The organism is Timaviella obliquedivisa GSE-PSE-MK23-08B (assembly GCA_019358855.1).
GTDB lineage: Bacteria > Cyanobacteriota > Cyanobacteriia > Elainellales > Elainellaceae > Timaviella > Timaviella obliquedivisa.
This window is the reverse complement of the sequence record JAHHII010000017.1, coordinates 41,975-54,783: the sequence shown is the minus strand read 5'-3', so window position 1 is coordinate 54,783 and position 12,809 is coordinate 41,975. Positions and strand designations below refer to the sequence as shown.

The following is a 12,809-nucleotide window of genomic DNA, read 5'->3' as shown; positions in this document are numbered from 1 at the left end:
CTAGTTTCCTACTTTTAACGAGGCAGCAGACGGCTTCAGCCCAAAGCAAAAACGGACGACATTAAAGCGTCTGATGATCAATTCGTACAACCCCAATGATAGGACGAGCGCTGTTGTGCTAATGATGATAAATTTTTGTGGAATTCCCGTTTGCCATTTCACAATATAGAATCCGATCGCAACAATGATGGGTTGATGCACAAGATAGAACGGATAGGAGGCTTTACTCGCATATTGCAGCAGCCAATGATTGAAGTTGAGATGCGATCGCCCCAAACTCAGGAGTGCCACCACCCAACACCAGCCGTTGAAACCTCGAAACGCCTGATAAATCATGTAGCTGGGCGAGTAGCTCCGTTCTGGAACCTTGCCCATTATCCACAGCCCCAACAAAATAGAAATACCAATGATTGCTGCTCCAAATATAAAGGATCTTTGGCGATCGACAATTTGCCACAGGCGGCGCTCTGATTCAAAGACATAGCCATAAACAAAGTAGGTTAGGTAGAGCAAAACATTTGCCCAATCATCATAGAGATTTTGAAAACCAATCCACTTAGGGCGAAATAGGGCTTCAATTAGCGCTAAGGGCAGAGCCAAATAGAATATTGATCCCAGCCGTTCCAGGTCTAGACTCAATTTTATATACCAATTTTGTTGAGCTACTTGTTTGAGCCATAGAAAACTGGGCAGGGCAACGAGAGAAAATACCAAGAGATAGATGACAAACCAAAGATGTGCCCATTCAAAATTTCCAGTTGGGCGAATACCGTTGAAGAACTGAGGGTAGAACTGAAGATAAGAAGCGCGATCGCCTGAGCTCTGTAAATGACGATAGTACACCTGGAGCGGCACCAACATTAGCGTTCCCCACAGGAACGGAATCAGGAGCCGCTGAAACCGCTCTTTGACATATTGTGCAGCGGTACGTGCTTCTAAAGAAAACCAGGTAGCGGCTCCTGAGAGGAAAAAAAATAGCGGCATATGCCACTGATGCACAAATAGAATGAAAATGCCGATCGCTGGACTGATCTCCGAATTGGTGACGTAAAACTGTCCCAAATCGCCTTGATAAAAAATGGCAGCCGTATGGAAATAAATTAAGAGTACTACTGCCAGCACTCTCAGCCAGTCCAGATCGTAGCGTCTTTGAGGATTCTTCATCCTAGTAAAACTTCCTTCATTTTCCATTCTTCCTGCGAAAGGATTTCTTTAAACGCAGCCCTGGTTTAATCAAAGATTAGACGGTGCTGCTTGTTCAACAGGGCTCCCCACACTGCATTATAAGGATGAACGAGTTGGGTGAGTTGCCCATCTTGAACCAACGCTCCAGGGCAGAGTTGCTTCGCTATGCGCCCTTCATTGATCCACTGAAAAAGACCGCCCTCTAAGTTAGAAACATCCTGAAAACCAGCACTCATGATCTGTTGCGCAACCCTGGCACTGCGATAACCTACTGAGCAGTAGACGACGATTGGGGTATGCTTCGAGACATTTTTGAGAGCAGGTGCGATCGCCAAGTTGGTGCCATCGAATAGTTGAGCTTCTGCCAGATGACTGACCGCGAACTCTGCCTCACTTCTAGCATCCAAAATTAGCGGCTGAGATTGCTGATCATTCATCAACGTTTGGGCAAACTCTATAGTCGTCATTCGTTGCACACTAGGGAATTTCAAGCGAATCAGCTTTTTAAGTAAGTTAAATGCGATCGCTTGTCTTATTGCAAACACTTTGAACTCCTCTAGCTGCTGCTTTGCGCTCAATTAGTCTAACTGGATTTAATCTACCAAATCTATTACGGCTAAAGTTTTTCCGGGCGATCGTGCTGATCTATTGAATTTCCTCCATAGGCAAGCCACCCTCTTTCCTAGAATTACTGACTCATTCATTAGACATAATCCATAAATTAAGGGAAATCTTAAACAGGATGAAACCTCCACAAATACCATTGACTGATAGCGGATTGATATAAGCTGCAAAACTAAAAAAGACTAAATTATGTTCAAAAGTGTGGTTGGTCATAGCAACGACCCAGATTCGCTCATTGCGATTACTGATGTTATCCATGAATGTAGTCATTCTTTGGCTGGAATGACTCCCCAAGCAGGCATTCTCTTCACAGCGATCGATTTTGATCACAAACTCATCTTGCAAGAAATTCAGCAGACTTTTCCTGGCATTGAGCTAATTGGCGGCACCACGAATGGTGAAATTTCTTCGGTTTTGGAGTTTCAGCAAGATTCTCTCATGCTGATGCTGTTCGCTTCAGACACTGTAGAAATGCGGGCAGGAGTAGGACAAAACGTCTCGCAAAATCCTATCCATGCCGCCCAACAAGCGATCGCGCAAGCAAGAGGAAATAGCACAGATCAACCGAAGCTATGTCTGACCTTTCCTGAAAGCTTAACTAGCAGTGGCGTGGTTATTGTAGAAAGTCTCAAGCAAATTTTAGGAGAAGACGTTCCCATTGTGGGAGGAATGACCGCCGATGACTATACCTTTGACCAAACTTACCAATTTTTTCAAGATCAGGTGCTCAGCGATGCAGTCCCTGTCCTGTTATTTTCGGGCAATTTGCTAGTCTCCCATGGCGTTGCTAGTGGATGGACACCCATTAGTCCTAAAAGCCACATTACTAAGGTTCAGGGAAACGTTGTGTATGAAATTGATGGACAGCCTGCTCTCAATTTTTACCAGCAGTATCTGGGTACAGAGAGATTTGCAGCCAATTATGCCATTTATGCTCTCGCGGTCTTTGAAGAGATGGATCGCTTCTACATGCGGGCACCCAATAGCTACGATCTAGAATCTGGCAGTGTCACGTTTTTTGCAGATGTCCCCGAACAAGCGATCGTTCAAATTACCGACGCATCGCGTGCAGACATCTTAACGGCATCAGAAACATCGCTGCAAGAAGCGATCGCCCACTACCCAGGAAGCAAGCCAACCACGGCTCTACTAGTTTCTTGTGCTGCCCGTCGCCGTATTTTAGGAACCTTGACCTCTCAAGAATATCAGCTTGTTAAAACTCATCTACCCTCAGGCTTGTTATGCTGCGGGTTTTACGCCTATGGCGAAATTGCACCGCTAGAACAACGCGGTCAGACAAGACTTCACAACAAGACCTTTGTCACTCTGCTTTTAGGAGATGCGTGAACCGTATGAGGAACCAGGATCATCCTACACCAATTGAGGAATTGGAGAAAACCATCCGTATTTTGCGGAAGAAATTGGAGCGCTCTGAGAAAGAACGGGGACAAATTGAATCCGATGTTGCTACGAAAGAAGCTTTGCTCAAGAATGTCATTCATGAATTACAAACCTCAAAACAGGCTCTTGAGAAACAAAGTCAAGATTTGCAGAACGCACTAGAAAAAATGCAGATGATGCAACTGCAAATGATTCAAAGTGAAAAAATGTCTGCTTTAGGGCAAACTACTTCCGGTATTGCTCACGAAATCAATAACCCTGTTAGTTTTATTCATGGGAACCTAACTCCTTTGGCTGCATGTATCCAAGATTTATTTCAGTTAATCCGCATCTATCATCGTTATTTCCCATCTCCTCCGGCAGAAATTTCCCTCAAACGAGAGAACATTGATATTACGTTTCTTGAATACGATATCCCAAGAATATTGCAATCCATGGCTACAGGAACCCGACGAATCCGAGATATTGTTTTGGCACTGCGTAATTTTTCTCGTTTGGGTGAGGTTGGCTACAAAGCAGTTGATCTCCATGAGGGCATTGACAATGCCCTCATGATCCTTCAACAAAAAATGGCTAAGATTCAAGTCTTTAAACACTATGGCGAACTTCCACCTGTGACTTGTGTCGCAGGAGATCTTAACCAGGTATTTATGAATATCTTAAGCAATGCCGTTGATGCGATCGCCAAAAAGATCTCCTCGGAAACAGCCCCACAAGTAGAACCACTGCCAGAGAACGGAATAATTTCAATTCGGACTGAATATCACTCTCAGGAACAGGTCGTTATCTCTATTGCAGATAATGGTGTTGGAATACCTCCTAATGTTATTGACAAAGTATTTGATCCGTTCTTCACAACCAAAGAGATTGGTAAAGGAACAGGATTAGGACTGGCGATCGCTCGTCAAATTGTCGTAGAAAAACACGGGGGGAGCTTAGATGTTCATTCTGAAATAGATCAAGGAACGAAATTCTTAATTCGGCTTCCAATCCATTATAAAAGTATTCTCTAAAGCGGGTAAACTCCTAGTTTTTCTTAAAACCCAAGTTACTCTAAAGAAGAGATTCTGAATTATGAGAGGACTTCAACAGGATGACTGAAATTCATTTATCAGAGCAGATCTGCTTTAGTGAAGAACTCATAGAAGTTCTTGCTATTTCCCTTGCCAGTCTTCATTCATATTTGCAGGTTCTTAAGGATTGACCTCCTTACCCTCTATAGATGAAGCGGTAGTTGGAGTTTGGGAGAGAAAACAAAATTAGTGGAGTTCAAAAAACAAAAGACTCTTCAAACAGATGGAAGGGTAATAGCAGCAGACGGAAGAGTAATAGCAGGCTCTAAGGGATAACTAATCCATTGCTGCCGCTTTTGTACCACAAAGGGACGTAGTACAAAGCGTGGAGGAGTTCCTTCTTGAACATCAATCCGCAAGAAGGTGTGAGGATTCTGCTCCTGCCTACCTTGTCTTTGCCGCCCAACATACAACTGAGACTGAGCCACAACCTGAATATGTTGAACGCCTTTTTGCCCAATCATTTCCATTAGCTGAGAGCCACTTTGGCGTTGGCGGCGTAAACTTGCCCCGCTTCCACCACAAACAACCCAGTCCAAGTGGCTATCTGCATGACAGGTATCTAAGGTGCGAATATACTCTAAACAATGAGAATGACCGCTGAGAATTAGATTGACAAGGGGTTGATTCTGTATCAAAGGTTTAATTTCTTTTGCCACCCGATCTAACATATAGCGCAACTGATGACGAACCATTAAAACCTCAGGCTGATCACAATGCATGGACTCTGTTGTATACGGAGAATGATGTAAATAAATTACACGCCCACGAATGTTAGGCTGATGCCAAGAGTCAATCAGGTGTTGCTGAAGCCAATTGAGTTGTGCATGGTCAATTTCATGTTTGTTAAACGTGTTGGAATCCAAAGCAAAAAAGGCAATTCCTCCATACTGAAACGTGTAGTACCGATTTGGCAGCCTTGTAAATTGATTAGGCTGATAGCGCAAGCATCGACCTGTTTCCGTTTGAGCAGTATAGTATCTTTGCAAATGTTGGTTAAGCGGCTTTCCCAATGGAAGATGATCTAAACAATCTAGGAATGCCTCTGCATAATCTCGCCCATATCCAGAACTTGACCAGTCTGATCCTATTTTGACCCAGTGCCGCAGTGGTTTTAATAATGTTGCAGCCAGTTTAGGAATGGGGGAGAGATCGTAGTAATCATGGTTACCGGGTACTGGGAAAAAAGGTGAATGGAACACCAGGGGTGAGTTACTGCTGGGTTGTTTGCCGTCTAACAGAAGGTCACGGTAGGGCGTGAGAAACTGGTTGAGGTAAAACTCAGCGGCTCCTAACGGATACGTCACATCTCCGGTATGAAGGGTGAAACGACTCGTTTTTAAGTGGGGAAGGAGGGCTTTGGCAATTTCCCATTGCGGGTTCTGTTGGGTTGGCAAGCCTGCATCTGTATCGCCTAGTACCAGAAATGAAAAGTTAGGCGATGCGACTTGGTCATCATCCAAAACTAAACGTGTTTGATCAATGTTTTGTTGTGTCATGGAGCGATCGCCCCACCGTACTTTCTGCTCCATCACCCGCATTTTTTCACTTACGGTAGCATCAGATAGAAAATCCATGGGCTGTTTCTCCTTCTCTCTATCTGGCGATCGTTCTATTCATCTAGATTTGTTCCAGGCATAGAAGCTTGGAAACGTCCCCTGACGTAATAATTACAGTAATCCAGCATAGAACGCGAGCCTAACCTTAGGTAATTAAAAGCTTCACCCTAACTAGTTCTTATGCATCAGAGCGGGATGCTATGTTTTGATACTTGTCAGAATTATAAGACTCAAACGTATTCTTCACACCGTTTGCTACGATACCTAAAACCGGACTCTGCGAAAGTTTCAAGTTTTCTAAAGCTTGAGTTAGGGCAGCGCGATCGGTCTGTCCCATTCTAACTACTACAACCAAACCATCGGTATGAGGTGCTAGCAAACTGACATCTGCCAAACCGACTAAAGGTGGGGCATCATAAATCACGAGATCAAATGACTGCTGCAACTTCTCCATTAAGTTTCGCATTCTTTGAGAGGCAAATAGCTTCGTTGGATCAAGCGGGATTTGACCCGCGGTGAGAACAGTTAAGCCAGGAGCGGTTTGAGGTCGATGCATCAGTGGATTAATTCTTAAGTCATTGGAGATCAAGTTGCTTAAGCCTAATTCATTGGGAAGATTTAATCTGTTATGAACCTGAGGGCTACGCAAATCAGCATCAATGAGCAACACCTTCTTACCCATAGCAGCAGCAGTTTGAGCTAGATACATGGAAACAGTTGATTTACCGTCTCCTGTCATAGCAGAAGTAATAATTAGAGAACGAATCGGGCGATCGGAACTTAATAGTTGAATGTTGGTGTAGAGAACTCGTAACGCCTCCAAGAAACTGGAAGACCTTGAATACCTATCTAATTCTGAAGAACCCTTTAAGATTGTTGGTAGTCGAGGAACTGCTTTATCAAACCAATTAGCAGCTTGTTCCAGAGGGGTCATCCCTTCGACTAATTCTTTCGCCACTGGCAGGCTACCAAGAATCGGCAATTTTGTTTTAGCCTTAAGATCGTCAAGGGTATGGTAAACACTATCCAGCTTTTCTAAGAGAAGAGCTGCGCCCATGCCTAGTAAGCTGCTAGCAACCAAGCCTAAAATTAAATTCCGTGGGATGTTAGGCGATATAGGAACCTCAGACAGGAGGGGGGCTTCAATTATCTGCCAAGGAATTTCCGTTTGAGCCGCTTGTACTTGAAGAGTTTGTCGGTTAGCAAGGAATCGGTTTAAAGCTTCTACAGAAATTCCCAGATCTCGTTGCAAATCGCTGTACTGCCTAGCTAAAGCAGGAATCTGTCTTACCTGTTGATCAACTTGTCCTTGAGCTTGAGCAAGTGCCTGACTTCGAACTTCCAAAATTTGAATTTGGGTAGTTGCCTCAGCTAACTTAATACCCAACACTCGCTGCGCCTCTTGGCGGAGTAAAGGAAGGAGGTTGTCACGCTTTTCTCTTAAAATCTGGATATTGATGTTCCCTCCTTTAAATCGGGTGAGTTCGCTAGAAATTTCCGTTTCGACTCGCCGTAACTCAGTAATCAAACTTTGATAGACTGGGGCATCGTTGAGTGCTGCCACAGATCCAGACTGACCTTGAAGAGTATCAGAATAGGAGCGGGCTTTGGCAAGCTCTTGATCAAGATCTAAACGAAGCTGATCAATATTGGTTACCTTATCTGTAATTTGCGAAACCTGACTGTCGGGATCAATAAAGTCATATTCCTGCCGGAAGAGTTGCAGTTGATTCTGGAGCTCATCTACATCTTGCTGAAGGTCTGGTAATTGTTTATCGATAAACTTAAGACCCTGGCGTAGGTTAGTTTGTCGCTCTACCAAACTATAGTTTAAATAAGCTTTTGATAAAGCATTAAGAACGCTCTGAATTTCAGTCGGGTCACTGCCCTGAAACTGGACTTCCAAGATTTTGGTCTCACTGGGGCGAGTAATCGTGAGATTCTTCATGAGAATCTCGTAACTCATGCCAGGGTATTGCTTCTGCAAATCTTTGACGACTTTGTTGATCAACTCAGGGCTGCGTAAAACCTGAATTTGAGTTTCGTAGTCAAGAGTGGCTTGATTGAGGTTGCCACTTGCTGAAGTGCCCAGCACCGATGTGATGTCTGGCAAGCTGTTGTTCGCATTCACAGGCTCGACTAAGAGGCGAAACTGCCCTTCGTAAACTGGCTTTTGAGAAAAGGTAGCGTAGAGAACAAAACCCATAGACAAGGCTGCAATTCCAGCGATCGCCCAACTTCGACGCTGCACCATAGACAAAAAACGTCGTAAGTCCCATTCATCGTCTGACTGAGTTGCCCAAGGTGAAGGGCGGGCTTGCAGCATTGGCGGTAGTGAGTTATTGGTTGGAATGGGAGGACGAGTTAAGGGAGTTTCCATGCTTTTGCTAGGGGTAGAGTTAATAAATACTTTGGCAACATCTCAGGTTTTTATCAAAACAAGGCGCGGATGGGCGATATGAGTTGCAAAAATGGACCCAGAATACTGTTGAGTCGATCTCCCAATTGAGCAGAGCGCGATCGCCCGGCAATGATGATGTCGTTGTTCCACAAAATTGGATTACTCTCTGCATCAATCCCTTCTCTCAAATCTACTTTGATTCTTTGCTGCGTAATCGTGCCATTCGGATTTAAGCGAATCAGTTCGACTTCTCTGGCAGATCGATCATTCAATCCACCCGCAGCTAGAAGGGCTTGGTTTAAAGTTGTGTTTGCTGGAAGTGGTACGGCTCCAGGTTCTTTAACTTCGCCTATTACATTAATCTGAATTGTATCAGGCGAAAGATTGGCAGAGGCTAACTGGGAGGCTTCTGCTGCGGTGGTATCTTCAGCCAAGGGAATTGTGATTGTGTCACCTTGTTGCAAAATCAAATTTTGGCTAGAATCTCCTGCTTGTAGGAGTTTCCAAAAATCAACGTTAATTAACTGCTCTGCACCGCTCCGCGTGACGCGGCGCACCTGTACCTGACGTAAATCTGCTGTGGGTTTGACACCGCCCGCCAGTTGAATGACTTGAGTAACTCTAGGACGATCGCTATTAGTTCCGGAGCTACTCTCAGCCCCGATCCTGTAAGCACCGGGGCGAAAAATTTCGCCTACAATTGTTACATCCAAAGCTTGACCAGCGCTGGCAGCAAGGTTAGAATCTGCCAACTGAGCCGTTTCTGCCATATTCACTTCTGTAGCGGCAGCAATCACAATCGTGTCTCCATCTCGTAGTGCCAGATTCTGATTCTGATCGCCATTACGGACTAGCTCCCAAAGATCAACCATAATAGTTTGACTCGACCCTGACTGTTGCCGCCTCACCTGCACTTGATGCAAATTAGCAGCTTGGGTCACCCCTCCTGCTCCTTGAATCGCTTGGGCAATGCTAGGGAATTGGTCTCCCTCAGCTAGTGGTAAGGTATACGACCCGGGCTTCTGGACTTCACCCGCGATCGCAATTCGCAGCGGACGAGGCTGTACTAAAACTAGAGTGACTATCGCATGACGGAGTTCCGGCTCGTAGCGGCTGGCGATCGTCGCTTCAGCAACTGGCAGCGTCATCCCTTTAATAGAAACTTTCCCAATTAAAGGCAGGTTGACTGATCCATCTGCCAGAACTTGCTGGGGACCGCTATACTCTGGGACATTCAATAAGTTGATTTGAATGCGATCTCCTGCTCCTAAAGCATAGGTTTCATCAATAGATGCTCCTCCTAATGCATCTGTCGGGGAAACAGAAGGCTCTGTGCGAATAGATGATGGAACACTATAAGGAATGGGTGTAGGAGCAGGTGTGGGCAGAGATTGGCGAGTAACTTCCACCTGAGATATCATTTCGGGTGAATCAGTAATGATAGGAACAGATAACGGATCAGTCTCAGAAGGAATTAGTGTAGAAGCAGGAGTAGGCGAAGTCTGAGACTTAACATTCACCTGAGATATCATTTCGGGTGAATCAGTAATGATAGGAACAGATAACGGATCAGTCCCAGCAAGAATCGGTGCAGTAGCAGGCGTGGGCAGAGATTGGGGAGTAACTTCCACCTGAGATATCATTTCAGGTGGATCGATAACGACAGAGATGGGTAAAGGATTGACAGCAATAACTGGCGAAGTTGGTTTAGCCTGCATCTTCGACACTTCCATACCCAACGACCGTGCCACGATCTGATCAATAGGCAAGGTTGAAACATCGGGAATGGGAGCAACATAAACTGGCTTCTGCGCTAGAGCAGTCAATTGAGGAGGGGGAGGGAGGACGGGCGAAAATTGTGGCATCGCCTTTGCCTCTGGTCTAGGCTGCGGTGTCAACGATTTTGGCTTGACGGCTTGCGCCTGCTTTAAAATAGCTGTAGAATCCGCCTTCATCGCCGTAGGTTCTGAGCGATCAGAATCCGATGTAGGAGATCGGGGAGATTGCTGCCCTAGTTCATAAACTGCGAGTAAGCTAGGTGGAAAAACTGCGATCGCCGAGAGGGGGAAAAGAGCTAGAGCACGCATCAGATATTTTTTTAGTTTGCAAGAATAAACACGCGTATCTTAGTAAGGCAATCCATGTTTACGAACTGTAGAACACTCTTGCCAATTAACTTGAGACTATTTCTCACACCCTAGTAACTAATAAGTAGATAACTGTTGTTAGATTGCATTGATAAAAGATAACAGGCATGACCGAGCACTAACATAGTCACCATCATAGTTCCGATTCGAAACCATGGCAGCAGGTGATCTGTAACCTCAAGATTGCCTAAGCATCTTCAAGCAGTTCTACAATCAAGTATTTCAGTCATTCTTTCTCTAATCAGGCAAGCTTTATGGAAACTTTATTTTATGAGCATATTTATATTTGAAAGGTATGATTCAATTAATTTCAGGATAGCCAGGGAAAAGTTCGTAACTTACAAAGTACGAAAATTTTAAATTTAGGGTTGCACTCGTATTGGCATCTGAAAAAAAGTACATAAGCTTTATCTGAGACGCGTCGGTTGCCTTACCAAGGGAGCACACCAGCTTTCAACGCTGCCATTTTAAGTCCAATCTTTCGACCTCTCCTTTAGGTTGACCAAGTTACTGTCGAACCACCATTTTGATCAATTTGTTTCGACATCAGCCGGTTTTGTTGCTCAATCTAGCTCGATAACCTGGGGCTAGCTCAAGCGGAGATTGGCTCTGCTCTTGTTTTTAAGTAGTAATTGAGCTTGATTAATGAATTGTCTTTCTATAAAGTTTCGGCTCAGTAAGCACTATTTATTTAATACTTCTGTTTATACAAAAACCATCAATATTACTGATTTTATACTTGAAGAATTGGCTTCCCTGAGAATCGTCTAAACTCACTTTATACCGTTAAGTTCCTCTCAAGTTCTTTTTTTGTGACATATTAATTGATTGATTTAGATGCTGAAAATAATATTGGAACTTTGAAGTATTGGTAAAGTCATAGCTGTATCAATTTCCACTCTGCTATGCTAATTTTTTGTAAGCGGTCTTAACAGACTTAGCTGGAGCGTAAAGATATTCAGGGAAGAATCTTACTTAGCATTTGCCGTATCGAATCTTGCAGATTTAACTAGATTAAGAGATATTCAGGGAAAGAGTTTTACTTAAGCATTTGCCGTATTGAATAGTGACCCATTTCTTCTCCTTGTTTTCAGCGGAGATCCATCTGCCATTCTAGGGTGCTCTAGAAGTTCTACTCATTAGGTGCATAGGGTTCAGGCTGAGACTCTTAAAGCTTCAAGAGTCTCACATGTACAGACTTACGGATACATTGCACTCACCGAAGAGTTGCCTGAAAGCGAGTGCTCGAGCATTTGTAACAGTCTTTCTTCTGATGCAAAACTTCCTCCTGCACATTTAATGGTCAATTCTCGAGATCTTTATTGAGCTGCATTTTGTCATGTTCCTCATGTGGTCGTATGTGTTTGCCTTCGTATGTTCTGCGATCGCTGTTTTGGTGAGTATCCCCATCATTAAAATGATGGCTCTAAAGTATGGCTGTGTTGATTTGCCAACTTCTCGCAAAGTTCACCAGCAGCCTATGGTTCGCTTAGGTGGTATATCGATCTGTATCGGTACGTTAACGGCGTTGCTATGGGTCAACAGTCTAAATGGGTTAACCTCACTTAGCGCCAACTCAACCTTTGAGTTTTGGGTCATTTTCTGGGGAAGTTTTGGATTCTTTTTAATTGGTCTAGTGGATGATTTAACGGGATTATCTCCCCTGACTCGACTCATTTTACAAGTGGGTATTGCTAGTTTAGTTTGGTGGATGGGAGTGAGAATTGATTTTGTCACAATTCCTAGTGTAGGGCTAGTGAACATTAGCGGATTGAGCTTGCCCCTAACCGTAATCTGGCTAACGGGCGTTGTGAACGCCATTAACTGGATAGACGGTCTAGATGGACTTGCCGCAGGGACATCAGGGATTGCGGCATTGACGATGTTTATCGTTTGCCTATTTACAGGACAGCCAGCTGCAGCTTTACTCAGTGCTGCACTGATGGGAGGCTTGTTTAGCTTCCTGTATTACAACTTCAATCCAGCCCAAATTTTTATGGGAGATGGAGGCTCTTACTTTGTCGGCTTTATGGTTGCCAGCGTGAGCATTACAGGTTTAGTGAAAGGTGCGGTGGCGACAGCAATTCTGCTGCCTTTTGTAATTCTGGCAGTACCGATTTTTGATATGACAGCAGTTATTCTTGCAAGATTGCGTCATGGAAAATCACCGTTTACAGCAGATAAACGCCATCTACACCACCGTCTTTTGCAAGCAGGATTACCTCACCGATTCGCGGTGCTGCTAATTTACACCCTGGCGCTATGGGCAGGCAGTTTAGCAATGATGGTTGCTAATGTTCCGAATTCTCTAGGAATTATAGGAGCCACGACGGGCTTACTAGGGTGCATGACCTGGAAGTCTTGGCATTATCTGCGCCAAAGCTAAGTTATAAATTTACTCGAAAATATGTTCCGGTTG

At 44.3% G+C, this 12,809-nt stretch carries 8 protein-coding genes; 3 read left to right on the top strand and 5 right to left on the bottom strand.

What is annotated here, in order from left to right; all coding sequences use genetic code 11:
* The gene (locus KME11_20785) at positions 1 to 1,164 is read right to left on the bottom strand and encodes an acyltransferase family protein (GenBank protein ID MBW4517648.1); all 1,164 of its coding nucleotides are present in this window, start codon (positions 1,162 to 1,164) and stop codon (positions 1 to 3) included.
* 65 nt (positions 1,165 to 1,229) lie between these two features.
* Positions 1,230 to 1,730, bottom strand: a complete 501-nt coding sequence (locus KME11_20780) for a rhodanese-like domain-containing protein (GenBank protein ID MBW4517647.1) — start codon at positions 1,728 to 1,730, stop codon at positions 1,230 to 1,232.
* 268 nt (positions 1,731 to 1,998) lie between these two features.
* On the opposite strand from KME11_20780, the gene KME11_20775 reads away from it, so the two are divergent.
* Both KME11_20775 and KME11_20770 read left to right on the top strand, forming a co-directional pair.
* A complete protein-coding gene (locus KME11_20775; GenBank protein ID MBW4517646.1) occupies positions 1,999 to 3,156 on the top strand; it encodes an FIST C-terminal domain-containing protein in 1,158 nt (385 codons plus the stop codon).
* Positions 3,157 to 3,161: 5 nt separating this feature from the next.
* Complete coding sequence (locus tag KME11_20770) at positions 3,162 to 4,223, top strand: GHKL domain-containing protein (GenBank protein ID MBW4517645.1); 1,062 nt, start codon at positions 3,162 to 3,164, stop codon at positions 4,221 to 4,223.
* Positions 4,224 to 4,498: 275 nt separating this feature from the next.
* Here the strand turns inward: KME11_20770 and KME11_20765 are convergent, their stop codons facing one another.
* The 3 genes from KME11_20765 to KME11_20755 all read right to left on the bottom strand — a co-directional run bounded on the left by KME11_20765 (position 4,499) and on the right by KME11_20755 (position 9,664).
* Positions 4,499 to 5,860, bottom strand: a complete 1,362-nt coding sequence (locus KME11_20765; protein MBW4517644.1) for a metallophosphoesterase — start codon at positions 5,858 to 5,860, stop codon at positions 4,499 to 4,501.
* Between the two features lie 160 nt (positions 5,861 to 6,020).
* Entirely contained in the window at positions 6,021 to 8,222 is a 2,202-nt protein-coding gene (locus KME11_20760; protein ID MBW4517643.1) for a polysaccharide biosynthesis tyrosine autokinase, read from the bottom strand.
* Positions 8,223 to 8,275: 53 nt separating this feature from the next.
* Positions 8,276 to 9,664 (bottom strand): SLBB domain-containing protein, encoded by a 1,389-nt coding sequence (locus tag KME11_20755; protein MBW4517642.1) that lies wholly within the window; start codon positions 9,662 to 9,664, stop codon positions 8,276 to 8,278.
* Between the two features lie 2,074 nt (positions 9,665 to 11,738).
* On the opposite strand from KME11_20755, the gene KME11_20750 reads away from it, so the two are divergent.
* Positions 11,739 to 12,776, top strand: coding sequence for an undecaprenyl/decaprenyl-phosphate alpha-N-acetylglucosaminyl 1-phosphate transferase (locus KME11_20750; GenBank protein ID MBW4517641.1), 1,038 nt, complete (start codon positions 11,739 to 11,741; stop codon positions 12,774 to 12,776).
* Positions 12,777 to 12,809: the final 33 nt, after the last annotated feature.